The 24,945-nt window shown below is 62.0% G+C and carries 27 protein-coding genes; 16 read left to right on the top strand and 11 right to left on the bottom strand.

The window, feature by feature from the left end:
* Nucleotides 1-214: 214 nt before the first annotated feature.
* The 4 genes from FGE05_RS19685 to FGE05_RS19670 are packed head-to-tail and all read left to right on the top strand — an operon-like array spanning nt 215 to nt 2,673.
* Nucleotides 215-520: a DUF2282 domain-containing protein gene (locus tag FGE05_RS19685; RefSeq protein WP_139647534.1), complete on the top strand. Its 306-nt coding sequence runs from the start codon at nt 215-217 to the stop codon at nt 518-520.
* Between the two features lie 25 nt (nt 521-545).
* Nucleotides 546-1,433 carry a DUF692 domain-containing protein gene (locus tag FGE05_RS19680; RefSeq protein WP_139647532.1) on the top strand — a complete coding sequence of 296 codons (888 nt, stop codon included), beginning with the start codon at nt 546-548 and terminating at the stop codon, nt 1,431-1,433.
* The gene (locus FGE05_RS19675; protein WP_139647530.1) at nt 1,430-2,191 is read left to right on the top strand and encodes a DUF2063 domain-containing protein; all 762 of its coding nucleotides are present in this window, start codon (nt 1,430-1,432) and stop codon (nt 2,189-2,191) included. The genes FGE05_RS19680 and FGE05_RS19675 overlap by 4 nt, the downstream gene beginning before the upstream one ends.
* Nucleotides 2,188-2,673, top strand: coding sequence for a DoxX family protein (locus FGE05_RS19670; RefSeq protein WP_139647528.1), 486 nt, complete (start codon nt 2,188-2,190; stop codon nt 2,671-2,673). Before FGE05_RS19675 ends, FGE05_RS19670 begins: the two co-directional genes overlap by 4 nt.
* A gap of 84 nt (nt 2,674-2,757) precedes the next feature.
* Here FGE05_RS19670 and FGE05_RS19665 read toward each other — a convergent pair whose 3' ends face one another.
* Nucleotides 2,758-3,672 (bottom strand): LysR family transcriptional regulator, encoded by a 915-nt coding sequence (locus tag FGE05_RS19665; RefSeq protein WP_139647526.1) that lies wholly within the window; start codon nt 3,670-3,672, stop codon nt 2,758-2,760.
* A gap of 104 nt (nt 3,673-3,776) precedes the next feature.
* Between FGE05_RS19665 and FGE05_RS19660 the strand changes: the two genes are divergently transcribed.
* The 3 genes from FGE05_RS19660 (at nt 3,777) to FGE05_RS19650 (ending at nt 6,831) form a co-directional block, all read left to right on the top strand.
* Complete coding sequence (locus tag FGE05_RS19660) at nt 3,777-4,376, top strand: short chain dehydrogenase (protein WP_139647524.1); 600 nt, start codon at nt 3,777-3,779, stop codon at nt 4,374-4,376.
* 79 nt (nt 4,377-4,455) lie between these two features.
* Entirely contained in the window at nt 4,456-5,130 is a 675-nt protein-coding gene (locus FGE05_RS19655) for a COG3650 family protein (protein WP_139647685.1), read from the top strand.
* A gap of 87 nt (nt 5,131-5,217) precedes the next feature.
* Complete coding sequence (locus FGE05_RS19650) at nt 5,218-6,831, top strand: NAD(P)/FAD-dependent oxidoreductase (protein WP_139647522.1); 1,614 nt, start codon at nt 5,218-5,220, stop codon at nt 6,829-6,831.
* A 316-nt stretch (nt 6,832-7,147) separates the two neighbouring features.
* Here the strand turns inward: FGE05_RS19650 and FGE05_RS19645 are convergent, their stop codons facing one another.
* The gene (locus FGE05_RS19645; RefSeq protein ID WP_139647520.1) at nt 7,148-8,242 is read right to left on the bottom strand and encodes a PLP-dependent cysteine synthase family protein; all 1,095 of its coding nucleotides are present in this window, start codon (nt 8,240-8,242) and stop codon (nt 7,148-7,150) included.
* 250 nt (nt 8,243-8,492) lie between these two features.
* Here FGE05_RS19645 and nhaA point away from each other — a divergent pair, with 250 nt between their 5' ends.
* The gene (gene nhaA, locus FGE05_RS19640) at nt 8,493-9,680 is read left to right on the top strand and encodes a Na+/H+ antiporter NhaA (protein WP_139647518.1); all 1,188 of its coding nucleotides are present in this window, start codon (nt 8,493-8,495) and stop codon (nt 9,678-9,680) included.
* Between the two features lie 255 nt (nt 9,681-9,935).
* Here the strand turns inward: nhaA and FGE05_RS19635 are convergent, their stop codons facing one another.
* Entirely contained in the window at nt 9,936-10,400 is a 465-nt protein-coding gene (locus FGE05_RS19635; protein WP_041021792.1) for a glycine zipper 2TM domain-containing protein, read from the bottom strand.
* Nucleotides 10,401-10,570: 170 nt separating this feature from the next.
* Between FGE05_RS19635 and FGE05_RS19630 the strand changes: the two genes are divergently transcribed.
* Nucleotides 10,571-10,855, top strand: a complete 285-nt coding sequence (locus tag FGE05_RS19630; protein WP_139647516.1) for a hypothetical protein — start codon at nt 10,571-10,573, stop codon at nt 10,853-10,855.
* Here the strand turns inward: FGE05_RS19630 and pdxH are convergent.
* The 4 genes from pdxH to dinG form a co-directional block, all read right to left on the bottom strand.
* Nucleotides 10,803-11,450 (bottom strand): pyridoxamine 5'-phosphate oxidase, encoded by a 648-nt coding sequence (gene pdxH / locus FGE05_RS19625; protein ID WP_139647514.1) that lies wholly within the window; start codon nt 11,448-11,450, stop codon nt 10,803-10,805. The two genes, FGE05_RS19630 and pdxH, sit on opposite strands and share 53 nt — an antisense overlap.
* A gap of 24 nt (nt 11,451-11,474) precedes the next feature.
* On the bottom strand, nt 11,475-12,587 hold the full coding sequence (locus FGE05_RS19620; protein ID WP_139647512.1) for an OmpA family protein: 1,113 nt from the start codon (nt 12,585-12,587) through the stop codon (nt 11,475-11,477).
* A 117-nt stretch (nt 12,588-12,704) separates the two neighbouring features.
* Nucleotides 12,705-13,850 carry a serine hydrolase domain-containing protein gene (locus tag FGE05_RS19615; RefSeq protein ID WP_139647511.1) on the bottom strand — a complete coding sequence of 382 codons (1,146 nt, stop codon included), beginning with the start codon at nt 13,848-13,850 and terminating at the stop codon, nt 12,705-12,707.
* Nucleotides 13,851-14,002: 152 nt separating this feature from the next.
* Nucleotides 14,003-16,147 (bottom strand): ATP-dependent DNA helicase DinG, encoded by a 2,145-nt coding sequence (gene dinG / locus FGE05_RS19610; protein ID WP_139647509.1) that lies wholly within the window; start codon nt 16,145-16,147, stop codon nt 14,003-14,005.
* A gap of 98 nt (nt 16,148-16,245) precedes the next feature.
* On the opposite strand from dinG, the gene FGE05_RS19605 reads away from it, so the two are divergent.
* Nucleotides 16,246-16,710, top strand: a complete 465-nt coding sequence (locus FGE05_RS19605) for a CopD family protein (RefSeq protein ID WP_139647507.1) — start codon at nt 16,246-16,248, stop codon at nt 16,708-16,710.
* A gap of 123 nt (nt 16,711-16,833) precedes the next feature.
* Here FGE05_RS19605 and FGE05_RS19600 read toward each other — a convergent pair whose 3' ends face one another.
* The 3 genes from FGE05_RS19600 to FGE05_RS19590 all read right to left on the bottom strand — a co-directional run bounded on the left by FGE05_RS19600 (nt 16,834) and on the right by FGE05_RS19590 (nt 18,723).
* Complete coding sequence (locus tag FGE05_RS19600; RefSeq protein WP_139647505.1) at nt 16,834-17,592, bottom strand: collagen-like protein; 759 nt, start codon at nt 17,590-17,592, stop codon at nt 16,834-16,836.
* Nucleotides 17,585-17,857 carry a DUF1145 domain-containing protein gene (locus tag FGE05_RS19595; RefSeq protein ID WP_139647503.1) on the bottom strand — a complete coding sequence of 91 codons (273 nt, stop codon included), beginning with the start codon at nt 17,855-17,857 and terminating at the stop codon, nt 17,585-17,587. Before FGE05_RS19595 ends, FGE05_RS19600 begins: the two co-directional genes overlap by 8 nt.
* Before the next feature lie 170 nt (nt 17,858-18,027).
* Nucleotides 18,028-18,723, bottom strand: coding sequence for an OmpA family protein (locus FGE05_RS19590; RefSeq protein ID WP_139647501.1), 696 nt, complete (start codon nt 18,721-18,723; stop codon nt 18,028-18,030).
* Between the two features lie 191 nt (nt 18,724-18,914).
* On the opposite strand from FGE05_RS19590, the gene FGE05_RS19585 reads away from it, so the two are divergent.
* From FGE05_RS19585 to FGE05_RS19570, 4 genes are all read left to right on the top strand, one after another.
* Entirely contained in the window at nt 18,915-19,412 is a 498-nt protein-coding gene (locus FGE05_RS19585; protein WP_139647499.1) for a DUF6231 family protein, read from the top strand.
* Between the two features lie 14 nt (nt 19,413-19,426).
* Nucleotides 19,427-19,903, top strand: a complete 477-nt coding sequence (locus FGE05_RS19580) for a YchJ family protein (protein ID WP_139647683.1) — start codon at nt 19,427-19,429, stop codon at nt 19,901-19,903.
* A gap of 63 nt (nt 19,904-19,966) precedes the next feature.
* Nucleotides 19,967-20,452 (top strand): LEA type 2 family protein, encoded by a 486-nt coding sequence (locus FGE05_RS19575; RefSeq protein ID WP_139647497.1) that lies wholly within the window; start codon nt 19,967-19,969, stop codon nt 20,450-20,452.
* Nucleotides 20,453-20,457: 5 nt separating this feature from the next.
* Nucleotides 20,458-20,661: an SEC-C metal-binding domain-containing protein gene (locus tag FGE05_RS19570; protein WP_003198420.1), complete on the top strand. Its 204-nt coding sequence runs from the start codon at nt 20,458-20,460 to the stop codon at nt 20,659-20,661.
* 147 nt (nt 20,662-20,808) lie between these two features.
* Here FGE05_RS19570 and FGE05_RS19565 read toward each other — a convergent pair whose 3' ends face one another.
* Nucleotides 20,809-21,366 carry a cysteine hydrolase family protein gene (locus tag FGE05_RS19565; protein ID WP_139647496.1) on the bottom strand — a complete coding sequence of 186 codons (558 nt, stop codon included), beginning with the start codon at nt 21,364-21,366 and terminating at the stop codon, nt 20,809-20,811.
* A 155-nt stretch (nt 21,367-21,521) separates the two neighbouring features.
* Between FGE05_RS19565 and FGE05_RS19560 the strand changes: the two genes are divergently transcribed.
* Both FGE05_RS19560 and FGE05_RS19555 read left to right on the top strand, forming a co-directional pair.
* A complete protein-coding gene (locus FGE05_RS19560) occupies nt 21,522-22,166 on the top strand; it encodes a glutathione binding-like protein (RefSeq protein WP_139647493.1) in 645 nt (214 codons plus the stop codon).
* Between the two features lie 285 nt (nt 22,167-22,451).
* Nucleotides 22,452-24,902 (top strand): penicillin acylase family protein, encoded by a 2,451-nt coding sequence (locus tag FGE05_RS19555; RefSeq protein WP_139647491.1) that lies wholly within the window; start codon nt 22,452-22,454, stop codon nt 24,900-24,902.
* Nucleotides 24,903-24,945: the final 43 nt, after the last annotated feature.

The following is a 24,945-nucleotide window of genomic DNA, read 5'->3' as shown; positions in this document are numbered from 1 at the left end:
GTTGCCTGGTTTGGGGCTGCTTTGCAGCCCAGCGGGGATTCATCCCCTCGGCACAAAGGATGGAGATGCTTCTTTTAATCCCTTTCAGTACACACATTTCGCGGTGATCAAAAATAATTCGAAACTCGCTGTAACACTTCCCCACCTCCCTTCTCTAGTTCAGCAGACCGGCGCTGAAGCCGGTTCATTTCCCTAGAAGAACTGGAGAACCATCATGTCCGCTACCACCCGTACCCTGTCCGCCTCCGCCCTGGTCCTGGCCCTCGGCTCCGCGTTGAGCATCGCCGCCGTATCGACCGTCCACGCCGCTGACGACAACATGGAAAAATGCTTTGGCGTGGCCATGAAAGGGCAAAACAACTGCGCCGCCGGCGCCGGCACCACCTGTGCTGGTACCGCCAAGATGGACTATCAGAGCAACGCCTGGAAGCTCGTCCCGAAAGGCACTTGCACGACCACCATGAGCAAGACCTCGCCTACCGGTTTCGGTCAGCTCGAAGCCTACAAAGCCAAGTCCTGATCCACCGTCTGCCTGAGTGTCGACCATGACCACGTCTTACGAACCTGCTTTCATCGGCACTCAGGCAGCCAGCGTCGAGCTCCCGCGCCGTGCCGGGCTGGGGCTCAAGACCGGACACTTCCAGCAAGTGCTCGGTTCGAGGCCAGACATCGGCTTCTTTGAAGTCCACGCCGAAAACTACATGGTGGACGGTGGTCCGTTCCACCATTTCCTGGGATTGATCCGCGAGCAGTATCCGCTGTCGTTGCATGGCGTCGGCCTGTCCATCGGTACCGAGGGCAAGCTGGATGCGGCGCACCTGCAGCGCCTCGCCGAACTGATCGAGCGCTATCAACCCCAAGCCTTTTCCGAACACCTGGCCTGGTCGAGCCATGGCCCGGTGTTCCTCAACGACCTGCTGCCCCTGGCTTACGACGCGCCGACGCTGAACCGCGTCTGCGCCCATATCGGACAAGTGCAGGACACTCTCAAACGCCCGATGCTGCTGGAGAACCCCGCCACCTACCTGGCGTTCCAACGCTCGACCCTCGACGAGACTGACTTCATCAGCGAAGTCATTCGCCGTACGGGCTGCGGGCTGCTGCTGGACGTCAACAACCTCTACGTTTCCTGCATCAATCATCAACGCGATCCACTGGCCTATCTCGATGCCCTGCCGCTGCAGGCGGTGGGCGAGATTCATCTGGCCGGGTTTGCCGAAGACTCCGACAGCCTGGGCGACCGTTTGCTGATCGATGATCATGGTGCCCCCATCGACCTGGCGGTCTGGGCGCTGTACCGACAGGCCCTGGAGCGCGTCGGTCCGGTGGCCACCCTGATCGAGCGTGACAACCAGGTTCCGGCTTTCGATGTCCTGTTGGCCGAAGCCCATCAGGCCGACGCGCTGTTGCTGTCCGCAGGGCGGTCAGCATGAGCAGCCAAGCCGCGTTCACCGCCGCCCTGCTCGACATCCGGCAACCGTGCCCGGAAGGCTTGTGTTGCGCCAATGGTGCAGACCCGGCGAGCCGCTTCGCCGTGTATCGCAACAACGTCCAGGGCTCACTGATCAATGCATTGGCGGACGCCTATCCGGTGGTCCGTCAGTTGGTAGGGGATGAGTTTTTCCGAGCCATGGCCGCCGTTCATGTGCAGACCTCAGCGCCCCGCAGCCCGTTGATGAATCGTTATGGCGCGGATCTGGCCGACTTTATCGAGGATTTCGAACCGGCGTTTTCCCTGCCATACCTGGCGGATGTCGCCCGTTTGGAAAGGTTGCGCACCGTCGCCTATCACGCCGCTGACGAACACCCTCTGGGCCATGAGCAGATCGCCGCAGCACTGGCCGACCCACCGTCCCTGGACGGGCTGTGCGTCACCTTGCATCCGTCCGTGCACCTGCTCGATTCAGCGTTCGCAGTCGTCGCGATCTGGGCGGCCCATCAGACGGACATGACGCTCGCCGAAATCGATCCGAACCAGGGGCAATGCGCATTGGTCCTGCGCAACGGCCTCGAGGTTGAAGTGTTTGCCCTCGACCGTGGCGCCTTCACCTTTATCCGCAACGTGCACAACGGCCAGCCGCTCGGGCAGGCGCTGGCCTGTGCCCCCACGTTCGACATTGCACAAACCCTGGCACTGCTGATCAGTCACGGCGCCATTACCCGCTTGCATCACGACAAGGTATCGCCATGAACAGCCCCGTCACTAGCGCCATTACCCTGCTGGAGAAAATCCCCCACAGCCTGATCGCGTTCATTGCGCGGTTTTCCATCGCGGCAGTGTTCTGGAAATCCGGGCAGACCAAGGTCGAGGGCCTGGCCATCGACCTGATCGATGGCACCTTCCAGATCGGATGGCCGCACCTGGCCGACTCAACCATCCCATTGTTCAAGAGCGAATACGCCATCCCGCTGCTGTCACCGGAAATCGCCGCGCACCTCGCCGCGTTCGCCGAGCATTTCTTTCCGGTGCTGATCCTGCTGGGGTTTGCCACACGGTTTTCGGCGCTGGCGCTGCTGGGCATGACCCTGACCATTCAGCTGTTCGTCTATCCCGACGCCTACCCGACCCACGGCACCTGGGCAGCGCTATTGCTTTACCTGATGGCCCGCGGCCCCGGCGTGCTGTCCATCGATCACCTGATTGCCGTGTGGGAGCGAGCCCGCTCGCGATAGCGGTGGGTCCGTCAACAACTGTGCTGAGGCTGAGATTGCTATCGCGAGCAGGCTCGCTCCCACAAGGGCTGGGGTGATGCCTCGCTATTGCTGGAGTCGGTCAAGCGCCTCACCACTGCGCTTGAACCAGTCAATCAGATAATCGGCCAGCACCTGGGTGCGCTTGGGCAGGCCGCCCTGATAGGGGTGCACCAGGTACATCGGCATACGACGGGTCTGAAAATCCCGTAGGAGCCAGCACAGGCGTCCATCCACCAACTCTTCATTCAACAGGTAGGACGGTAGCCGAGCGATTCCGGCACCCGCCAAGGCGGCTTTTTTCAGCAAGCTGTAGTGATTGCTGGCGAACGGACCCGACACCCGGACCCGCAGCAGCTCGTGTTGCTGGTGGTACAGCCACTCTTCCCGACCACTGTAGTGGCTGTTGAGCAGGCAGCGATGTTCAGCCAGGTCCTGGGGGGTTTGTGGTTCGCCATACTGATCGAGATAAGCCGGGCTGGCGCAGGTCATCTCGTGCCACGCCAGCAACGGCCGGGCGACCAATCGCTCATCGATGGCGGCGTCGGAGCGGATCGCCAGGTCGAAACCGTCCCGGGTCAGGTCGCGATAACCGTTGCTGAGCTCCAGTTCGATCTGCACGTTGGGGTACGTGTGGGCGAACTCCAGCAGCAGCCCTTCAAAAAAGGTTTCGCCCAACGACACCGGAACCGTCATACGCACCGGCCCGGAAATATCATCCTTCAAGCGGGCGAGAGCCTGACGCGCCCTTTCCACCTGAACCAGCAGTGCTTGGGCCTGGGGCAACAGGGCCGCTCCGGCCGCGGTAAGGCTCAGGCGTCGTGTGGTGCGCTGCAGCAACACCACCGAGAAGCGGCTTTCCAGCAGGCTGATGCGCTTGGACAACTGGCCCTTGCTGCACCCCAATTGCTGGGCCGCCAGGGTAAAACTGCCGGCCTCGATCAACACGGCGAACGCCGCCAGGTCGTCCATCTCGCTCACTGGATTGTTTCCAATAGAAAACCAAAGGTTGCCTATTAGCACGCTTATCAATGAAAAAAACCACTCTAAACTGCAATCTCGGTTAACCCACTGAGGAACAGTCCATGAAAATCCTGTTGATCGGCGCCAACGGCACCATCGGTTCGGCCATTGCCAACGAACTGTCGCCACGCCACGAAATCATTCGAATCGGCCGCAACAGCGGTGAACTGCACGTCGACATCAGCGACAGCGCCTCGATCCGCGCCCTCTTCGAAAAGACCGGCCCCTTCGATGCGCTGATCTGCGCCGCCGGCAGCGTCACGTTCGCACCGCTGGGCGATATGACCGAGGAAAGTTTCGCCCTCGGCTTGAAGGACAAGCTGATGGGCCAGGTCAATCTGCTGCTGATCGGCCGGGAATTCGCCAACGACGGCGCATCCTTCACCTTCACCACCGGTGTGTTGAGCCACGACCCTATCAAGAGCGGCGCGTCCGCGGCGCTGGTCAACGGCGCCTTGGACAGCTTCGTGCGAGCGGCGGCCATTGAGTTGCCCCGGGGGCTGCGAGTCAACTCGGTGAGCCCGAACGTGCTGCTGGAGTCCATGGACAAATACGCCCCTTACTTCCGCGGCTACAAACCGGTACCGGCCGCCGATGTGGCGTTAGCCTACGCCAAGAGTGTCGAAGGACTACAAACTGGCCAGACCTTTCACGTGGGTTGAATAGCACTTTGCCTACGCTCCCGCTTGTGATGCGGGAGCAGTCTGAGTAACGTGGCGGCACCTGTCTGGAGACCCGATGATGCGTGCCGCCCGTTCCCTGTTGTGTGTTGCCCTCCTTCCCCTGTTCGCCGGCTGCCAACTGCTCGACGCTCCGCGCGAGAGCGCGTCCCACGCCGGCCAGACACGCATGCAAGGCGAACTCACGGCGGCCGACGGCAAGCTGGTGTTCCAGCCGTGCCAGGAACAACGCCGCTACATCGTCAACGACAGCGGCGGCACCAGCGTGCTGCAACAAGCTGCCGCCCTGGCCGATGAGCGCGGCAAGCTGTTCGCTGACGTGCGCGGCCACATCGTCTCCAGCGCCGCGGCGGGGGCCGACAGCCAATTGGACCTGGAGCAGTTGTATCGCCTGGAACGTTCGGGCACGGCCTGCGACGATGTCGACTTCAAGCGGCTGGTCCTGCACGCCGCCGGCCACGGTCCGGAGTGGAGCCTCAAGGCCAGCGGCAAAGGCCTCGTGCTCGAACGTGACGGCCAGCCTGCGCTGGCGGTGCCTTACGTTGAAGAGCAACTGGGGGACGGCCGTTTCGACCTGAGTACCGAAGCGAATGGCCAGAAAGTCGAACTGTGGGTCGCGCCACAGCGTTGCGTCGACAGCACCAGCGGCAGCGTCCAGCACATGAGTGCCGAGTTGCGGGTCAATGGCGTGGTTCAGCGCGGCTGCGCCTACTTTGGCGGTGCGCGTAACGACTGATTCACCGTGACAGGGGATTGCAGCATATAATCGCCGGTTTGAAGAACGCCCTGGCGCAGTTGTGCGTCCCGCGAACCGGATCCCGTCATGTTACGAATCACCGAACTCAAGCTGCCGATCGACCATCCCGAAGAAGACCTGCGCGCTGCCATCCTGCAGCGCCTGGGCATCGCCAGCGATGACCTGCTCGACTTCACCTTGTTCAAGCGCAGCTACGACGCGCGGAAAAAGTCTTCCGAACTGTGCTTCATCTACACCCTCGATCTGACGGTACGCGATGAAGCCGGCCTGCTGCGCAAGTTCGCCGACGACCGTAACGTCAACGAAGCGCCGGATGTCAGCTACAAGATGGTCGGCCAGGCACCGGCAGACCTGGGCGAGCGGCCGATCGTGGTCGGTTTCGGCCCGTGCGGCATCTTTGCCGCCCTGCTGTTGGCGCAGATGGGTTTCAAGCCGATCATCCTCGAACGCGGCCCGGAAGTGCGCCAGCGCACCAAGGACACCTGGGGCCTGTGGCGCAAAAGTGTGCTCAACCCCGAATCCAACGTGCAATTCGGCGAAGGCGGTGCGGGCACGTTTTCCGATGGCAAGCTCTACAGCCAGATCAAGGATCCGAAGTTCCTCGGTCGCAAGGTGCTGCACGAGTTCGTCAACGCCGGGGCGCCGCAAGAAATCCTCTATGTCAGCAAGCCGCACATCGGAACGTTCCGCCTGACAGGCGTGGTGGAAACCATGCGCGAGCAGATTCGCGCCCTCGGTGGCGAAGTGCGCTTCCAACAGCGGGTCACGGACGTATTGATCGAGGACGGCCAACTGGTCGGTGTCGAATTGGCCAGCGGTGAACGCATTCATTCCAGGCACGTGATCCTGGCCCTGGGCCACAGCGCCCGGGACACCTTCCGCATGCTTCACAGCCGGGGTGTGTACATGGAAGCCAAGCCTTTCTCGGTGGGTTTCCGTATCGAACACCCGCAATCGCTGATCGACAGCGCGCGCCTGGGCAAATACGCCGGCCACCCGAAACTCGGCGCCGCCGACTACAAACTGGTGCACCACGCCAAGAACGGACGTTCGGTGTACAGCTTCTGCATGTGCCCGGGCGGCACCGTGGTGGCGGCGACGTCCGAGCCGAACCGCGTCGTGACCAACGGCATGAGCCAGTATTCGCGCAACGAACGCAACGCCAACTCCGGCATCGTCGTAGGGATCACCCCGGAAGTCGATTATCCGGGCGGCCCACTGGCGGGGATCGAGCTGCAGGAACGCCTGGAATCCCACGCTTTCGTGCTCGGCGGCAGCAACTACGAAGCCCCGGCCCAACTGGTGGGCGATTTCATCGCCGGCAAACCGTCCACGGCACTGGGCAGCGTCGAACCTTCCTACAAGCCCGGGGTTTCGCTGGGTGACCTGGCCCTTGCCCTGCCAGACTTCGCCATCGAAGCCATCCGCGAAGCCCTGCCGGCCTTCGAGAAACAGATTCGCGGCTACTCGCTGCACGACGCCGTGTTGACCGGGATCGAAACCCGTACCTCGTCGCCGCTGCGCATCACCCGCAACGAGTCGCTGCAGAGCCTGAATGTGAAGGGCCTGTTCCCGGCCGGTGAAGGCGCCGGTTACGCGGGCGGGATTCTATCGGCGGGCGTGGACGGGATCCGCATTGCCGAAGCGGTGGCGCGGGATATCCTCGGCCTGGAAGGCTGATCTCCTTTCAAGTGCGCACCGCCATCCCCTATGGGAACGAGCATCTGTAGGAGCAAGGCTCTGTAGGAGCAAGGCTCTGTAGGAGCAAGGCTCTGTAGGAGCAAGCCTCTGTGGGAGCAAGCCTCTGTGGGAGCAAGCCTCTGTGGGAGCAAGGCTCTGTGGGAGCAAGGCTCTGTGGGAACAAGGCTCTGTGGGAGCAAGGCTTGCCCGCGACAATAGCGCCTCGGTAGCAAGATAAACCGAAGCGTATGCATCGCGGGCAAGCCTTGCTCCCACAGGGCTCACTCCCGCAGGGATTTCCAGTGTCCGGAAGGTCTCAGATATTGACCCGCAGCACCGTCTCCGGCAACGCCTCGCCGCGCTCCGCACTCGCCGCCACGGCGTTCATCAGCCCATCCAACTCATACCCCTGGGCCTTGAGCCACACCGGGTCGTAATACGTCGTGGCATAACGCTCCCCGCCGTCGCACAGGATCGCCACGATCGACCCTGTCTCACCGGCCTCCACCATCCGCTTCGCCGCGACCAGCGCACCGATCAGGTTGGTGCCGCTGGATCCGCCGACCCGTCGTCCCAATCGCTGGGCCAGGTAATGCATGGCAGCCAGCGACAAGGCGTCCGGGACCTTGACCATCGCGTCAATGACTTTTGGCAGGAACGACGCCTCGACCCGTGGCCGGCCGATCCCTTCGATCCGCGAGCCACACTCAAGGCGCAGGCTAGCATCGCCGCTGCGGTAGTAGTCGAAAAATACCGAACGCTCGGCGTCGGCGCACAGTACGCGGGTACAGTGCTGCCGATAGCGTACATAGCGACCCAGGGTAGCGGTGGTCCCCCCGGTCCCCGGACTGGAAATCAGCCAGCTCGGCTCCGGGTGCTGCTCGAAACGCATCTGGTGGAAGATCGACTCGGCAATGTTGTTATTGGCCCGCCAGTCCGTGGCGCGCTCGGCGTAGGTGAACTGGTCGATGAAGTGCCCGTCATGCTCACGGGCAAGCCGCTCGGACTCGGCGTAGATCTGCGTAGGATCGTCCACCAGATGGCTCTGGCCACCATAGAAAGCGATCTGCGCGATTTTTTCCCGGGAAGTCGTCGCCGGCATGACCGCAATGAACGGCAGGCCCAGCAATCTGGCGAAATAGGCTTCGGAAATGGCCGTCGAGCCACTGGAAGCCTCGATTACCGGGGCGCCGGGCTTGAGCCAGCCATTACACAGCGCATAGAGAAACAGCGAACGAGCCAGGCGATGCTTGAGACTGCCGGTGGGATGGCTGGATTCATCCTTGAAGTACAACTCGATGCCCGGAAAACCCGGCAGCGGCAGCGGTATCAGATGCGTATCGGCACTGCGCTGGAAATCAGCCTCAATGATGCGAATCGCTTCGCGTGCCCACTGACGGTGGTCGTTCATGTGTGTTCTCGCAGGAATAGGCGGGGAAGGCCTGGCGCTCAGGACTGGATATGGGAAAAACCAGTCACAAGCTTAGGAAAAAACCGACATCACGCACAGGTACAGCTAAGGTCCAATATGCCCTGCAACTGCCCGACCACCTCGCCGGTCTTGTAACGACATATAACAAAAAAGAATATAACTTTTGTTTTAACAACTAACAGTACGGGTTAGGGTGTAGCCACTTTTGATTGACCCATGGAGAGCGATCGTGCCTCTACGTAATTCCCTGACACGTTTTTTCCAGCTGGAGGCTGCCAGTGGCCTGCTGTTGATTGCCGCTGCGGTGCTGGCCCTGATCATCAACAATTCGCCCCTTTCCTGGTTGTACGGCGGCCTGCTGGATACCCCCGTGGCGGTCCAGGTCGGCGCATTGAAAATCGCCAAGCCGCTACTGTTGTGGATCAACGATGGCCTGATGGCGATGTTCTTCCTGCTCATTGGCCTGGAAGTCAAACGTGAAGTGCTCGACGGACAATTGTCCAAGCCTTCGCAAATCGTCCTGCCGGGAGCAGCGGCAATTGGCGGCATGGTGGTGCCCGCGCTGATCTACTGGTGTCTCAACCGTGACAATCCGGCGGCCCTTTCGGGCTGGGCCATCCCTACGGCCACCGACATCGCCTTCGCCCTCGGGGTACTGGCCTTGCTGGGTAAACGGGTGCCGGTTTCACTCAAGCTGTTCCTGATGACCCTGGCGATCATCGACGACCTGGGCGCCATTATCATCATCGCCATTTTCTACTCCGGCGCCCTGTCGACCTTGTCGCTGATGCTGGCGGCCGGTTGCATCGCCGCACTGGTGGCGATGAACCGGATGGGCGTGGTCAGGCTCGGCCCCTACATGATCGTCGGCCTGATTCTCTGGGTCTGCGTGCTCAAGAGCGGGGTTCATGCCACCCTGGCCGGGGTCACACTGGCGTTCTGCATTCCGTTGCGCACGAAAAACGCCGAAACCTCGCCGCTGTTGACCCTGGAACATGCCCTGCATCCATGGGTGGCCTACGGCATCCTGCCGCTGTTCGCCTTCGCCAATGCCGGCCTGTCCCTGAGCGGTGTCACCGTCGAAAGCTTCACCCACCACGTGCCGATGGGCATCGCGATCGGTCTGTTGCTGGGCAAGACCGTCGGCGTGTTCGGCCTGACCTGGCTGGCCGTGAAAATCGGCATCGCCAATCTGCCCCTGGGCGCCAATTGGGGTCAGATACTGGGGGTGGCGATCCTGTGCGGGATAGGTTTCACCATGAGCCTGTTCGTCGGCTCCCTGGCCTTCGAGCCCGGCGTCAGCGAGTATGCCGGCATGGACCGGATGGGCATCCTCACGGGGTCAATCCTCGCGGCACTGCTGGGCTACGCAGTGGCAGCGGCGGCCAGTCGCAAGCCTTCCGCACTGTCCTCCTGATACGCCCGCGCAAGAAGGGATCGCTGTATCGCGATCCCTTCTTGTTGAAGCAAACGCTATCCCTCTGTGGGAGCGAGCCTGCTCGCGAAAGCGTCGGCACATCCACATTTATTCAGCTGACCCACCGCTATCGCGAGCAGGCTCGCTCCCACAGGGGAACGCGTACGCTCAAAAAAAACGGCGCTTCTCCCAGTGGAAGAAGCGCCGTTTTTCTTGAGCAAACATCAAAACCAGAGAAACGCTTACCCAATCAGCTTAGTGCGATACGCGACTCGTCCCACCCACAGTGGAAATACGAACCCGCTCACCCACACGGAACACTTCGTTTTCCTGAACCTGTTGCACGTAGGCGCGCATGCTGCCGTCGTCTTCGCGAACGGTGATTTCCACGCCCTGGGTGCGGGTCAGGCCTTCTTCGGTGGCGGAACCGATCAGACCACCCGCCACGGCACCGATAACGGCAGCGACGATACTGCCGCGACCACCACCGACGGCGCTACCGCCCACGCCACCCACCACCGCACCGGCGGCACCGCCAATCGGGGTCTTGGTGCCTTCGATCTTGACCGGACGCAGGGATTCGATGGTCCCCATGCGAATGGTCTGCACGCGACGCGCTTCGTCACGGGAGTAAGAGTCACCGGTCAGGCTCGACTGACAGCCAGTGAGCAACATCGCCATCGTGGAAAAAGAAGCAACCAGCAAAACAGACTTACGCATAGCATCAACTCCAAAAGACAGGGAACTATTAAACTCCGCAGCTTGACGCCTGTCACGGCCTGGCCGGGATAAAATTGTTTTCATTCAGGTGGGATACAGGCGCACCCGAAAAATTCATCCAACAGTAGCGCCAATTTCCGAAACCTGCGTCATCGGCCCAAGGATTTTGCATGGATTATTTCATCATCGTCGCAACCACCATCGCCGGTCTGTACTTTCACGGGTGGTTGTACGTGCGGATCAAACGCTGGATGGACCGCGATCTGGCACTGTCGTTGGCGGGGCAGGACGAGCGGAAGAAAACCTACATGCTGCAACAACTGGCCCGCTCCCGAGAACAAGGGATCAAGCGCCGGGACCTGCCGCAATGGCTTCAAGCCGCTGCGACAGGTTATGCCGGTGCTAAGGCGCCAGACGCTCGCGAGTCCAGTCCGCCCCTTGCAGACGGTAATTGAGGCGATCATGAAGACGACTCGGGCGACCTTGCCAGAACTCGATGCGCTCGGGCAGTAAGCGATAACCACCCCAATGCTCCGGACAGTGGGGCTGGCTATCGCTGAAGCGTTGTTCGGTGGCCTTGAGCAAGTCTTCCAGCTCACCACGACCGGCAATCACACGGCTCTGGGGAGAGGCCCAGGCACCGAGACGACTGCCCAGGGGCCGAACCTGGTAATAGGCGTCCGATTCTTGCGCCGTGACCTTCACCACCTTGCCCTCGATACGCACCTGACGCTCCAGGGTCGGCCAGAAAAACGTCATGGCCGCGAACGGATTCGCGACCAGTTGCTGGCCCTTGGCGCTGTCGTAATTGGTGAAGAACGTAAAGCCCTGGGCATCCAACCCCTTGAGCAACAGGATCCGGCAGTGAGGACGGCCATCGGCATCTACCGTGGCCAGGGTCATGGCGTTTGCCTCCACCGGGGCCTGCTCGGTTTTCACCGCTTCGGCGAACCATTGGTGGAACAGCGCGAATGGCTCGGCCGGGGCTTGCGCCTCGGTCAGGCCATCGCGGGTGTAGTCGCGGCGCATATCAGCCAGCGTTTGGGTCATGGCGCACTCCTTGTGGTTCGCCCATCACTGCTTGGGGGTATCGGCTGCCGCGACCTTCTTCGCATCGGTGGCGGCCTTGGCCGGTTCAGGCTTCTTCGCCGGGATGGCCTTCTTGGCCGGGGCTTTTTTGGCTGGGGCCTTGACGGCGGCTTTCTTGGCCGGTGCCTTTTTAGTGGCCGTGGCCGCGGCTTTCTGGGTCGTAGGCGCTGGGACAGCAGGCTTCACATCCTGGGCGGCCACCAGCGTAACCGGTGCCGGGGCCGGCAAGTTGTATTTACCGACCAGCGCCATCAAGGTGTTTTGCGGCGTCACCAGCAACTCCACGCGACGGTTCAAGGCGCGACCTTCGACGCTGTCGTTGGCCGCACGCGGCTCTACAGAGCCCATGCCTCGCATCATCAGGCGATCACGTTGCAGCCCACTGAGACGAAAAATCGCCGCCACGGACTGGGCACGCTCCTGGCTGAGTTTCAGGTTCGTTGGCGCAGCGCCCGAGGTGTCGCCGTGACCAAGAATCAGCACGGCGGATTTCGGATCGGCTTCCAGGACCTTCGCCACGCGAGTAAACGGCCCAAGGGTCACCGGCAGCAGCATGGCCGGACGATCCGGGTTGAAGGAACTGTCCACGGGGGCCGTGACCACCAGGACGTTGTCGCGACGCTCCAGCTGGAACTTGCTGCCCTCGATGGCGGTGCGCAGCTTTGGCTCGTAATCGTCGAGCCAGGCCTGGGTGACTTTCGGATCGGGCAACGGTGCCGCCTTGGCGGCTTCCTGCTCCTTGCCGCCGAACGGCCACCACCACTTTCCACCGCTTGGCGTTTCGGCCTTGGCAACAGGCGTCGGGGCCTTCGCTACAGGCTTGGCCTCAGCCTTGACCTGGTCTTTTGCCACAGCGTCGTTGGCTGCATCATCGGAGGAGAACGGCCACCACCAGTGGCTGGCGCTCTCGGCCTTGGCCTGCGGCGCGACGGCAGCAGGCTTCAGGGGAGCCGCTGGCACCGCCTCTTTGACCGCTGCCTGGTCGGAAGAACCAAACGGCCACCAGCCACTGCCGCCCTTGGCATCATTTTGTGGAGTTTGCGCGCAACCGGTGATCGCGAAGCACAGCGCCAGAGCGAGGGATTTATTCGATAACATTGGATATCCACAAAATGATGTAAATGAAAAATGCAGGCCCCTGCGCGGGACGCATAAACAGACGCTTTGAAACCGAAAAGAACACCAGGTTCCGATGGCGCCCCTCCCAAGAACGTTTTACAGACAAGTGGCAAGCACCCGCGCCAGATTCTGCGCACGCGGATCCATCAGTACGTAAGGCCCCAGCGTGTTTGTCACAAAGCCAAACGCCACGTCATGCTCCGGATCGGCAAACCCGATGGAGCCACCGGCCCCCGGATGACCGAATGCCCGCGGGCCCAGGCCGTAGGTGGCGTTCGGCACATCCGGCTGGTCCAACATGCAGCCCAGGCCGAACCGGGTCTGGGTCAGCAACGTCTTGTCCTCGCCAATGCTGTGCTGACGGGTCAGCTCATCGAGCATTTCACCTTCCAGCAGACTGCCATCCAGCAGACCGGCGTAGAACCCGGCGATGCTGCGGGCATTACCGTGGCCGTTGGCAGCCGGTTGCTGCATGCGCCGCCACTCGGGCTTGTTGGTGCTGGTCAGGACCGAAGGCGGATTGGTGAAGGCTCGGGTGGTCATGGCGGTGGGTTCGCGCATCGTCACCTGGAGCAGGCGTTGTGCTGCCGCATCGCCGACGTTGCCTTTGCCGCGGGCGATATGAGCCACGCGGTGGAACTCCTGGTCCGCGAGACCGACGTGGAAATCCAGGCCCAACGGTTTGGCCACCCGTGCCACGATGGATTCTCCTGGGCCTCGACCGTCCGCCCTGCGCAACAGCTCGCCGACCAGCCAGCCGTAGGTGATCGCGGCATAACCATGGCCATCGCCCGGTGTCCACCAAGGGGTTTCGGCAGCCAGGGCATTGACCATCGTGTTCCAGTCATACAAGGCTTCAGGCGCCAGCAACTCACGCAACGCCGGTAATCCGGCCTGATGGCAGAGCAATTGGCGCAGGGTTATGGACTGCTTGCCCGCCGCCGCAAATTCGGGCCAGTACCGGGCGACCGGGGCGTCCAGTTGCAACTTGCCCTCGGCCACCAGTTGCAGGGCAGCGACGGCAGTGAAGGTCTTGGTGCAGGAAAACAGATTGGCGATGGTATCGCTGTGCCAGGCTTCATGACCGTCCTTGTCAGCCGTACCGGCCCACAGATCGATCACCGTCCGGCCGCCGACCTGGATGCACAGCGCAGCGCCGCGCTCCTGGGGATCATCGAACAGCGCGGCGAACGCTTCGCGTACCGCCTCGAACTGAAGCTCATAATGGCCTTGAATCTGCACCCGCAACTCCTTTGAAACAAAGACTTTCTCAAGTGGCCGCATTGTTTCAGCCATTGGTGGTTTTGGAAACCACCATGGGACGGCTGGCCAAGCCAACACTGACTTGTGGCAAGAAAGCTTGCTCCAGCGTCACAGGGACCGTGTCGTCGATATCAGGAAATTTCCCGCCGAAACGGCGGCAACGCATTGAGGATCGCCTTGCCGTAGCGTTGGGTCACCAGTCGACGATCGAGCAAAGTGATGGTGCCGCGGTCTTCTTCGGTACGCAGCAGACGGCCGCAGGCCTGGACCAGTTTCAGCGAGGCATCCGGCACGGAGATCTCCATGAATGGATTGCCGCCGCGGGCTTCGATCCATTCGGCCAATGCCGCTTCCACCGGGTCGTCCGGGACCGAGAACGGGATCTTGGCGATCACCACGTGCTCGCAATAGGCACCGGGCAGGTCCACCCCTTCGGCAAAGCTCGCCAGGCCGAACAGCACGCTGGAGTCCCCGCCATCGACCCGCGCCTTGTGCTTGTTCAGGGTCTCCTGCTTCGACAGGTTGCCCTGGATGAACACCTGCTTGCGCCAGTCACGGTCGAGGCCGTCGAACACGTCCTGCATCTGTTTGCGCGAGGAAAACAGCACCAGGGTGCCCCGCGAGCCCTCCACCAGTTCCGGCAGGTCACGGACGATCGCAGCGGTGTGCGCGGCGGCGTCCCGTGGATCGGCCTTCAGATCCGGCACCCGCAACACACCGGCGTCGGCGTGATGGAACGGACTCGGGACCACGGCGGTCACGGCGGTTTTTGGCAGGCCGGCACGCATGCGGAAGCGATCGAAGGTGCCCAGCGCGGTCAGGGTGGCGGACGTCACCAAAGCCCCGTAGGCCACGTTCCACAGATTGCGACGCAGCATGTCCGCCGCCAGGATCGGGCTGGCATTGACCTCGATATCGAACAGCGAACCGCTTTCGGCCAGGGTCAGCCAGCGCGCCATCGGCGGGTTGTCCTCCGGGTCTTCAGTGGTGAAGGCCGTCCACAGCTCCCAGTTGCCCTGGGAGCGGGACAACAGGCTGCCGAACAGCGGGTACCACTCCTCGGCCTGGTTGCTGGCGATACCGATATTGACCTCGCCATCCATCCCTTCCTTGAGCAGGTCGGTCAGGCGCGTGAACAGATCGGTCAGGCGGGCGAAGCCCTTCTTCAGCTCGATGCCCATTTCACGCATGTGCTCGGGGATGATGCCGCCGACGAAACGATGGCGTGGCCGCTCGCGACCCTCGACATCCTCACCCGGCTTGAAGTCGGCCACCTGCTCGCAGGCGGTGAACATGAACTGCTGGTTCGTCTTGATCTCCCGCGCCAGCTCCGGCACTTGCTCGATGAACTTGCCCAGGTCGCCCGGCAGTGGATGCTGGGCCAACAGCTTGGTGAGATTCTTGGCGGTGGTTTCCAGCCAGTCGGCGGTGGAACGCAACCGCGTGTAATGGGCGAAGTGGCCGATGGCCTTGTCCGGCAGGTGGTGACCTTCGTCGAATACATAGATCGTATCGCGCGGGTCCGGCAGCACCGCGCCACCGCCCAGGGCCAGGTCGGCCAATACCATGTCGTGGTTGGTGACGATGACGTCGACCTTGCCCATGCCCTCGCGGGCCTTGTAGAAGGCGCACTGGCCGAAGTTCGGGCAATGACGGTTGGTGCACTGGCTATGGTCGGTGGTCAGACGCGCCCAGTCGGCATCTTCCAGGGTGGTGGGCCAGCTGTCGCGGTCGCCGTCCCACTTATTGCCAGCCAGTTTCTCGATCATGCTGGTAAACAGCTTCTGGCTGGCCTCATCGACTTCGATCTTGAAGCCTTCTTCCTCGAACAACTGGGCCGTGGCCGTCTGTGCCTGGCCTTCCTGCAGCAACATGTCGAGCTTGGACAAGCACATGTAGCGCCCCCGCCCCTTGGCCAGTGCAAAGCTGAAGTTCAACCCGCTGTTGCGCATCAGGTCGGGCAGATCCTTGAAGACGATCTGCTCCTGCAGGGCGATGGTGGCCGTGGCGATGACCAGGCGCTTGCCGGCGGCCTTGGCCGTCGGGATCGCCGCCAGGCTGTAGGCAACGGTCTTGCCGGTACCGGTACCGGCCTCCACCGCCACGACGGCGGGATCGCCGCCGCGCCGGCCTTCGTCATCGGTGGCGATGTCCCCCAGGACTTTCGTCACTTCGGCGATCATCAGGCGCTGGCCATAACGCGGCTTGAGGCTCTTAGCTTCGAGAAAACGCGAATAAGCGCCCTGGATCGTGGTTTTGAGTTCGGTGCTGATCATGAATGTCGGGCGCTAAAAACGCTGGATAAATTTTCAGTGGTTCGGATCGGCGGCTATCATACCCCGCTAATGAATCCTGCGCAGAACGGAGTAACTCAATGACACCCTTTGCTTTCATTTACACCCTGCATTTGCTGGCGGCTCTGGTCTGGGTCGGCGGTATGTTCTTCGCCTGGATGATCCTGCGCCCCGCCGCAATGGCGGCGCTTGAGGGCCCTGCCCGGCTGAAACTGTGGGTAGAAGTGTTTCAACGTTTTTTCATCTGGGTCTGGGTGGCGGTGGTGCTTTTGCCGATCAGCGGCGTCGGCCTGATCCATGTGCGCTTCGCCGGTTTCGAAACGGCACCGCGTTACGTACAGGTCATGATGGGGCTGTATGTGGTGATGACGGCGCTGTTCATCCGTATCCAGAGCTTGCAATTGCCGGCATTGCGTAGTGCCGTGACGGCGCAGGACTGGCCGACCGCTGCGTCGACCCTGGGGAAAATCCGCAAGCTGGTGGGAATCAATCTGCTGATCGGATTGCTGGTGGTGGCGATTGCCGCGGCCCGGCCGATGTTCTGAAAACTGCGTCCAGCCCCTGTGGGAGCAAGCCTGCTCGCGATAGCATCCGGTCAGTTAGCCCTGATGTGACTGATGGATTGCTATCGCGAGCAGGCTCGCTCCCACAGGGTTTATTTCCTGGACTTAGAATCGTTGCACGGTCACTGTGCCCGCCGCTCCGGCAGGCCCAGGCTGGCCAGCGGCTCCGGGGTGGCCACTTTTACCGCCGTCGGCGGTGTAGACGAAACAGCCCTTGGGCTTGCCGCCGACGCCGGGCTTGCCACCGGGACCCGCCGCGCCACCGGCTCCGCCATCGACCACGACCTTGATTTGCTCGGCGGGGTAATCACGGGGCAGTTCGAGACGCACCAGCGCACCGGCCGCCCCCGGCTGGCCATCGCTGCCATTGCTGCCATCGGCACCACGCCCGGCCGAACCCCAGGTGCAACCCGGGGCCTGCCCGTTGGCACCGTCGAGGCCCACATAACCTGGCGCACCCGTGCCGCCACGGGCATCCACCGACAGCACCGGCGCATTCAACGCATTGAAACGCAGGTTGAGATCGCGTCCCGGCCGCGCAGCTTTCGTATAGGTGCCCGGCGCGCCGCGGGAAGTGATCTGGCTGCCATCCGCCAGTTCAGCCTGGGTAACGCTCATTGCCAGCGGCTGCTGCGAAGGCACGATGGCGATCCGCGCCTCGCGCCCCAGGTGCAATTGGCCGATGGACAATTGAGTGACGTTCGACGGCACCAGCAACGTGGCGTAATCGGCCACGTCCAGCCGCTCCAGGGTCAGGGTACTGGCGGTATTGGGCAGACGCATCAACGAGTGGGTTTCTACCTGGAGTACTTGAGCACAAGCCCATGGGCACACAAGGGCAGCGAGCAGACACAATTTACGCATGGGAGGCCTCTGCGGCGATCGGAAGGGTTTGCAGATGGAAGATGCCGAACAGCAGCACTCTGAGGCGTTCACGACCGGGAGAAGGCAAGCCACGAAAACCGGCCCTGAACAGCAGCAGCTCAAGCAAATGGACCGCCAGTAACAGCGCCCCGGCGAGGTTGACCAGCACATGCAGCGGATGGACGAACGGCACGACCAGGTTGACCAGCACAACCAGCCAGAACAACAGGGTCAACAAGCGCCCCAGCCCCCAAAACACCTTCATACGCCCCCCGGTGAACATTATTCTTTGCACGCACAGTAACGGCTTGCGCGCTGGTTAAGCCAGAGGGCGGAGCAAATTTAATCTATGTGACAAGAGCCCAGGTATGGGCTGCAAAGCTTGCCGTGGCGAGCATACTTCCCCGCCACGGCAAGCCCTCCATCACTGGAGGTTCAGCGGTTTATCTTGATTTCAGTGCGACGGTTCATGGCGCGTCCATCGGCAGTTTTATTGTCGGCTACCGGCTGACTCTCACCGGCACCGGCCACCGAGACGAAACTGGCGCGAGGCACGCCGCTTTCGACCAGGTATTGCACCACGGAATTGGCCCGTTTCTCCGACAGTCGCTGGTTGTAGGCATTGCTGCCAACGCTGTCGGTGTGACCGGTCACCCGAAGCTGTGCAGTAGACGACTCCTGTTTCAGACGGGTCGCGACGCCACTCAGCACCTCTTTGTCGGCCGCCGTCAACGTGGACTTGTTGAATTCGAAATGCACATCGCGAACCACGATGGTTTCCTCTTTGACGACAACCGGCTCCTCGGCCATCGGCGCCGGGACGGGCGGCGGGCAACCGTCTGCGTCGACTTGCACGCCTTTCGGGGTGCCCGGGCACTTGTCACGGCTGTCGGGCACACCATCGCCGTCTTCATCACCGTCTCCGTGCACCCAGCAATAGGCTGCGGCCATGCTGCCGGCGAACAGCGCACCGTAGCCGGCCCAGGAGGTGCTTTCAGTGGCGCCCAATCCCGCACCAACCACGCCGCCGACGGCCGCACAGGTCGGCCAGTCGGTTTTTTGCAAACCTGCGCAACCAGTCAACACACCGGTTAGCAGAACCAGGGGTAACGCTGTCCGAACTATGCTCATCAGGTTTCTCCTTGAGGGATCGGCTTTGCACCGATTCTGGGGAGTAAAGACCCGAGTTCGGATCTGCGCCAGCACCGCGCTATCGCGGATTTTGCCCAGTGTTTGCGGCCGTTCGGCACGTTTTAATGCAAACCGCTCTAGGCCACGTTGTCCAGGCAGGCTATCGTGGCGGTTCTGATCGAGGAATCTCAATGACCGTTGCCATTTCATCGCGCACGCCCCAGCAAGCACTGGCCGCCGTGCTTGACCGTTACGCCCCGCGAAAACTGCTGTTGATCGGTGCCAGCAGCTTTCCCGCACTCGAGGCGTTCCAGCAGGCGCATCCCGACACCGAAGTGGTCCAGGTCGCTCCCGGCCCGCTGCCGGTGGAGGTGGCCGGACAGCGCTTCGACCTGGCCCTGGCAGTCGATTGCCTGGAACATGTGCCCAAGCGCGACGGTCTGAACCTGCTGGGCGGTATCCGTAATCTCAACGCCAGCCGTATCGCCGTGTTGGCTGATCTCAACGCCTGTGGCTGGCAAGAAACGGACTTCTTTTCCCTGGCCCTGCAAGCCAGCGAGCGGTTCCAGCGCGAAGAACAGGTGCTGACCCTGTTCACCTACGATCTGCTTGAATACAAACAAGTCCCCGATTGGCTCAATTCACGTTTTTGGGCCAACCCCGAAAACTTCGGAAAATACTGGTGGTAGCTGTGAACACAAGCCTGCACGCAACCATTTGTCCCTGCGGCAGTGGCAACCCGTTGAACGCCTGCTGCGGCCATTACCACGACGGGCACCCGGCTCCTTGCGCCGAAGCCCTGATGCGCTCGCGCTACAGCGCCTATGTGCTGGGGCTGGTGGATTACCTGGTGGACACCACCTTGCCCGCCCAGCAGGCGGGTCTCGATCGCCTGTCCATCACTGAGTGGAGCAGCAAAAGCACCTGGCTGGGGCTCGAGGTGGAAAGCAGCGAGGTGTTCGGTGGGCAGCCGGAGCACGCCTTTGTCACTTTCACCGCGCGTTGGCACGATGGCCAGGGAGAACACAGCCACCGCGAACAGTCGTCGTTCGTACAGAACGGTGGGCGCTGGTACTTCATCGACCCGACCGTGCCGGTCAAGACCGGACGCAACGACAGTTGCCCGTGCGGCAGCGGGCACAAATTCAAGAAATGTTGTGCAGGCTACTTCGCTCGCTGATTTCGGAAACGTCCGACGCTTGCCCCTTTATCAGCGGGCTAGAATGGAATCAGAGGCGCGGACATGACCCATTCATTACACACGCTACGCATCACCTGCCTGTTACTGTTTATGGGGCTCGGTGGCTGTGCGTCCTGGCAAACCGACGGAGCATCCGAGCCGCAGGTACACCTGGTCAAGGTCGAGGTGGTGCGAGCCCGGCTGCTGGAACAGCGGTTCATTCTGCATTTGCGAGTCGACAACCCTGGCGACAGCGACCTGACCGTGCGCGGCCTGACCTACCGGATCCATCTGGGCGACCTGTTGTTGACCGAAGGTGAGCATGAGCACTGGTTCACCGTCCCTCCCGGGCAAAGTGGCTATTTCAAGATACCGATCCGCACCAACCTGTGGCCGCAGGTGCGGGAAGTGGTGAAACTGCTGGAGAAACCCCGCCAGCAGATCCCCTATCGTCTGGAAGGTGAGCTGGAAACCGGATTATTCATCGCCCACTACGTGCACCTGAAACGCAATGGCGTGATAATCGCCGCCGATTTTATTGCGGAGTAACCCCGATGACCCAGCAACCCCACGTTCACGGCCCTGATTGCAACCACGATCACGACCATCACCACGATCATGACCACGGCCACGTCCACGGTCCGAACTGCGGCCACGCCCATCAGGAGCCGGTGCGCAACGCCTTGAAGGATGTCGGCCGCAACGACCCTTGCCCCTGCGGCAACGGCAAGAAATTCAAGAAGTGCCACGGGGCTTGATGGCTGCGGCGGAGCGTGTCTTCGCCGGTTGAATCGTCAGCGCGAGCAGGCTCGCTCCTACAGGAATCAGGACAGGCGTCAGATGTGTGAACGCCGCAGATCCCCTGTGGGAGCGAGCCTGCTCGCGATGAGGCCGACACAGCCTCGTCAGCCCGCCTCCAGAATCCGTTTCACACTGACCACCGTCGCATACTCGCCATGCAGGTTGCCCAGGGACATGGCGTGCACCTCATCGGCCGAACGGGCCCGGCCGAAATAGTCGGCCTTGTCGAACGTGAAACAGGCGTCCTCGGCCACCCAGGTCTCGAAACCCAGGTTGCCTGCCGTACGCGCCGTGGACTCCACCGAGTTGTTCGTCGCCACGCCGACGATCACCAGTTGCCCGATCCCTGCCTGGCGCAAGTCAGCCTCCAGGTGAGTGGCGCAGAACGCGTCCGGCACGTCCTTGTGGATCAGCCACTCCCCTTCCTGCGGTTCGAACCGCTCCTGGACTTCCACTCCCTGCTGCCCTGGCCAGAACACCGAATCCGGCGAGCGGGACAGGTGATGGACATGGATCACCGTCCGCGCCGAATCTCGCCAGAAAGCCAGCAGTTCGAGCATGCACAGCTCTGCCTCGGGGTTGTTGCGAGGACCGAGCCTGGGATGCAGGATGCCTTTCTGTTGATCGATGAGGATCAACGCTGCATTGTTCGCTAGCGCCATGTCTACTGCTCCATTCCGTTTTTCGCTTGCCCGGCCATTGAATTTCCCCCACTGGAACATCACCTCCTTCCACAGGCAAGCCTTCGGGCAAAAGAGGACAACTTCCTGCCGTCGTTTGTTGTCCATCCATCACGCTGTCTTATCTGGAGCCTTCCATGATCGACTTGTATTACTGGACCACCCCCAACGGCCATAAAATCTCGCTGTTCCTCGAAGAGGCCGGCCTGCCCTACAAGGTACATCCGGTCAACATCGGCCAGGGCGAGCAATTCAAGCCGGACTTCCTGAAGATCGCCCCCAACAACCGCATCCCGGCCATTGTCGACCTGGAGCCCGCCGACGGTGGCGAACCGATCTCGCTGTTCGAGTCGGGCGCGATCCTGCTGTACCTGGCGGAAAAAACCGGTCGTTTCATTCCACAGGACCTGCGCGGACGGCAGGAAGTCCTGCAATGGCTGTTCTGGCAGATGGGCGGCCTGGGGCCGATGGCCGGGCAGAACCATCACTTCAGCCGGTTCGCTCCGGAAAAGATTCCCTACGCGATCAAGCGCTACGTCGATGAAACCGCCCGCCTGTATGGCGTGCTGGATCGACGCCTGGCGGACCGCGATTTTGTGGCAGGTAGCGAGTACAGCATCGCCGACATGGCGATCTACCCCTGGACGGTCTCCCATCAATGGCAGAGCCAGCGGCTGGAGGATTTCCCGAACCTGCAGCGTTGGTTCAATCGCATCAAGGAGCGCCCGGCCACGGTAAGGGCCTATGCGCTGGTGGATAAGATCAATCCACCGAAGCCCTGAGCAACCTGTGGCAAGGGGGATTTATCTGTGGCGAGGGGATTTATCCCCGCTGGGCTGCGAAGCGGCCCCCTCCAGACTCAGGCTGGTACACCGAGTTGCTGGGGTTGGGGCCGCTGTGCGCCCCAGCGGGGATAAATCCCCTCGCCACAGAAAACCAGGCGTACCGCCGAGTACGGAGTTTCATCGCCAAATCAACAAATAACCCCCGCCCCCGCTTGCGCGGCCCTCTCCTGCTCACTAACGTAGCGCCTTTATTTGCCGCCCCCCTCCCGCAGGAGCTTTGTCATGGCCTCGCCAGCCTCTAATTTCTTCTTCCCCCGGCTCGGCGTTGCCGCCGCCGTGGCCAGCGTGCTCGGCTTGAGCGGTTGCCAGGCCTGGAATACCCAGGACACTGTCCCTCCGACTTCCGGCGTGCAACCACTCAAGGGGCTGGCGCAGAACGTCTCGGTTCGGCGCAATGCCATGGGCATGCCGCTGATCGAAAGCAGCAGCTTCCATGATGCGTTGTTCGCCCTCGGCTACGTCCACGCCAGCGACCGCATCACCCAGATGGTGACCATGCGCCTGCTGGCCCAGGGTCGGCTGGCGGAAATGTCCGGGGCCGAACGGCTGGACGTCGACCGCTACATGCGTGCGGTCAATCTGAAGAAAAGTGCCGACGAGTTGTACAAGGCCTCTTCGCCGCGGCTCAAGCGCTTCTTCGAAGTCTATGCCCGCGGCGTCAACGCCTACCTGTTCCGCTACCGCGACAAACTGCCGTCGGACCTGGCCGCCACCGGTTACAAGCCCGAATACTGGAAACCGGAAGATTCGGCGCTGATGTTCTGCCTGCTGAACTTCAGCCAGTCGGCCAACCTGCCAGAAGAAATCGCGGCCCTGGTCATGGCCCAGACGGTCAGCCAGGACAAACTGGCCTGGCTGAACCCGTCCTACCCGGACGAACCCCTGCCCCAAGGCGAAGCCGACAAGTTCCAGGGTGTCCGGCTCAACGGCCAGATCCCAGGCCTGAACGAAATCAATAACGCCACCCGCCAGTTGACCGAACTGAACCTGCTGGGCGCCACGTCTTCGAACAGTTGGGCCATGGCGCCGCAACGCAGCCGCAACGGCAAGAGCCTGCTGGCGAGCGACAGTCATGGACCGCTGAGCGTGCCGTCGCTGTGGAGTGTGGTGCAGATCCGCGCGCCCAAGTATCAGGCCGCCGGGGTCTCCGTGGCTGGCATTCCCCTGATTCTGGCGGGCTACAACGGTGACGTGGCCTGGAGCATGACCAACGTGCAGGGGGACAACCAGGACCTGTTCCTGGAGAAAATCCGACGCCAGGGCAACGGCTTGTCCTACGAGGTCAACGGCAAATGGCAGCCAGCGACGGTGCGCAACGAAACCTACTTCATCAAAGGTCAGCGGTCGATTCGCGAAGCCGTGTACGAAACCCGTCATGGCCCACTGCTCAACAGCGTCCAGGGGCCGGCCATGGCCAATGGCTTCGGCCTGGCCTTGCAGACGCCGGGCTTCACCGACGACAAAACCCTGGACGCGTTCTTCGACCTGTCCCGGGCACAGAACGCCGAAAAAGCCTCCGACGCCAGCCGTGAAATCCGGGCCATGGCGGTGAACCTGGTGTTTGCCGACGCCAACCACATCGGCTGGCAAGTCACCGGGCGCTATCCGAACCGCCGCGAAGGCGAAGGCCTGTTGCCATCGCCGGGCTGGGACGGTCGCTACGACTGGGAGGGCTACGCCGATCCGATGGCGCACCCCTACGATCAGGATCCGAGCCAGGGCTGGCTGGGTAACGCCAACCAGCGGGTCATTCCCCACGGCTATGGCATGCAGTTGTCCAACTCCTGGGCCGCGCCGGAACGTGGCGAGCGCCTGGCCGAACTGGCCGGCGCCAGCAAGCACGACATCCGCAGCCTGACCGCCATGCAATACGACCAGGTCACGACATTCGCGGCCAAACTCAAGAAAGTCTTTGAAGCCCCTGGCATGGCCCAGCCCCTCAAACAGGCCATCGAAGCCCTGCCAGTGGCTGACCGGGCCAAGGCCCGCGAAGCCTATACCCGCCTGATGGCGTTCGATGGCCGGCTCAACCCGACCTCCGCCGACGCGGCCATTTATGAACTGTTCCTGCAAGAAAGCATGAAGCAGATCTTCCTCGACGAACTGGGCCCGGAAAGCAGCCCGGCGTGGAAAGCGCTGGTTGCCAACGGCCAACGGTCCTATTCGGCCCAGGCCGATCACTTGCTGGGACGCGAAGACAGCCCGTTCTGGGACGACGTGCGTACACCGCAGAAAGAAGACAAGGCCGTTATCCTCGCCCGCAGCCTGGCGGCGACCATCAGTGCCGGTGACAGCCAATTGGGCGGCGACCACAAGGCCTGGCAGTGGGGCAAATTGCACAGCTACGCGTGGAAGAACGGCAGCGGCCAGGTCGTACGCGGCCCGCTCTCGGCCGGCGGCGATGCCACCTCGCTCAACGTCGCGGCATTCGCCTGGGGCCAGGACTTCAACGCCACCCAGGCACCGGACATGCGCTTTATCGTCGACTTCGGCCAACCCGAACCGTTGATGGTCCAGGGCGGTATTGGCCAGTCGGGCAACGCGGCCAGTCCCAACTACCTCATCGGCATCGATTCGTGGATCAAGGGGCAGTACCAGAACCTGCCGCTGCAACCGCAGAACTTTGACCGGGCGTATGGCAAGGCTCGGCTGACCCTGGTGCCGGGTAAGTAGTTTCCCTCTGTGGCGAGGGGATTTATCCCCGCTGGGCTGCGAA

The sequence above is a fragment of the Pseudomonas sp. ICMP22404 genome, from assembly GCF_006227205.1.
In the GTDB taxonomy this organism is placed as follows: Bacteria; Pseudomonadota; Gammaproteobacteria; order Pseudomonadales; family Pseudomonadaceae; genus Aquipseudomonas.
The sequence above is the reverse complement of the archived record's forward strand: the minus strand, read 5'-3'. Positions and strand labels throughout refer to the sequence as shown.

What these genes read in the sequence shown, in the direction of transcription:
- FGE05_RS19655 (WP_139647685.1), top strand. Translation starts at nt 4,456, where the DNA reads ATGCGTGCCGCCCGTTCCCTGTTGTGTGTTGCCCTCCTTCCCCTGTTC.
- FGE05_RS19590 (WP_139647501.1), bottom strand. Translation starts at nt 18,723, where the DNA reads ATGAGCATAGTTCGGACAGCGTTACCCCTGGTTCTGCTAACCGGTGTG.
- FGE05_RS19620 (WP_139647512.1), bottom strand. Translation starts at nt 12,587, where the DNA reads ATGTTATCGAATAAATCCCTCGCTCTGGCGCTGTGCTTCGCGATCACC.
- FGE05_RS19680 (WP_139647532.1), top strand. Translation starts at nt 546, where the DNA reads ATGACCACGTCTTACGAACCTGCTTTCATCGGCACTCAGGCAGCCAGC.
- FGE05_RS19685 (WP_139647534.1), top strand. Translation starts at nt 215, where the DNA reads ATGTCCGCTACCACCCGTACCCTGTCCGCCTCCGCCCTGGTCCTGGCC.
- FGE05_RS19660 (WP_139647524.1), top strand. Translation starts at nt 3,777, where the DNA reads ATGAAAATCCTGTTGATCGGCGCCAACGGCACCATCGGTTCGGCCATT.
- FGE05_RS19595 (WP_139647503.1), bottom strand. Translation starts at nt 17,857, where the DNA reads ATGAAGGTGTTTTGGGGGCTGGGGCGCTTGTTGACCCTGTTGTTCTGG.
- FGE05_RS19630 (WP_139647516.1), top strand. Translation starts at nt 10,571, where the DNA reads ATGGATTATTTCATCATCGTCGCAACCACCATCGCCGGTCTGTACTTT.
- FGE05_RS19670 (WP_139647528.1), top strand. Translation starts at nt 2,188, where the DNA reads ATGAACAGCCCCGTCACTAGCGCCATTACCCTGCTGGAGAAAATCCCC.
- FGE05_RS19635 (WP_041021792.1), bottom strand. Translation starts at nt 10,400, where the DNA reads ATGCGTAAGTCTGTTTTGCTGGTTGCTTCTTTTTCCACGATGGCGATG.
- FGE05_RS19555 (WP_139647491.1), top strand. Translation starts at nt 22,452, where the DNA reads ATGGCCTCGCCAGCCTCTAATTTCTTCTTCCCCCGGCTCGGCGTTGCC.
- FGE05_RS19565 (WP_139647496.1), bottom strand. Translation starts at nt 21,366, where the DNA reads ATGGCGCTAGCGAACAATGCAGCGTTGATCCTCATCGATCAACAGAAA.
- FGE05_RS19575 (WP_139647497.1), top strand. Translation starts at nt 19,967, where the DNA reads ATGACCCATTCATTACACACGCTACGCATCACCTGCCTGTTACTGTTT.
- FGE05_RS19585 (WP_139647499.1), top strand. Translation starts at nt 18,915, where the DNA reads ATGACCGTTGCCATTTCATCGCGCACGCCCCAGCAAGCACTGGCCGCC.
- pdxH (WP_139647514.1), bottom strand. Translation starts at nt 11,450, where the DNA reads ATGACCCAAACGCTGGCTGATATGCGCCGCGACTACACCCGCGATGGC.
- FGE05_RS19650 (WP_139647522.1), top strand. Translation starts at nt 5,218, where the DNA reads ATGTTACGAATCACCGAACTCAAGCTGCCGATCGACCATCCCGAAGAA.
- dinG (WP_139647509.1), bottom strand. Translation starts at nt 16,147, where the DNA reads ATGATCAGCACCGAACTCAAAACCACGATCCAGGGCGCTTATTCGCGT.
- FGE05_RS19645 (WP_139647520.1), bottom strand. Translation starts at nt 8,242, where the DNA reads ATGAACGACCACCGTCAGTGGGCACGCGAAGCGATTCGCATCATTGAG.
- FGE05_RS19675 (WP_139647530.1), top strand. Translation starts at nt 1,430, where the DNA reads ATGAGCAGCCAAGCCGCGTTCACCGCCGCCCTGCTCGACATCCGGCAA.
- FGE05_RS19600 (WP_139647505.1), bottom strand. Translation starts at nt 17,592, where the DNA reads ATGCGTAAATTGTGTCTGCTCGCTGCCCTTGTGTGCCCATGGGCTTGT.
- FGE05_RS19560 (WP_139647493.1), top strand. Translation starts at nt 21,522, where the DNA reads ATGATCGACTTGTATTACTGGACCACCCCCAACGGCCATAAAATCTCG.
- FGE05_RS19605 (WP_139647507.1), top strand. Translation starts at nt 16,246, where the DNA reads ATGACACCCTTTGCTTTCATTTACACCCTGCATTTGCTGGCGGCTCTG.
- FGE05_RS19570 (WP_003198420.1), top strand. Translation starts at nt 20,458, where the DNA reads ATGACCCAGCAACCCCACGTTCACGGCCCTGATTGCAACCACGATCAC.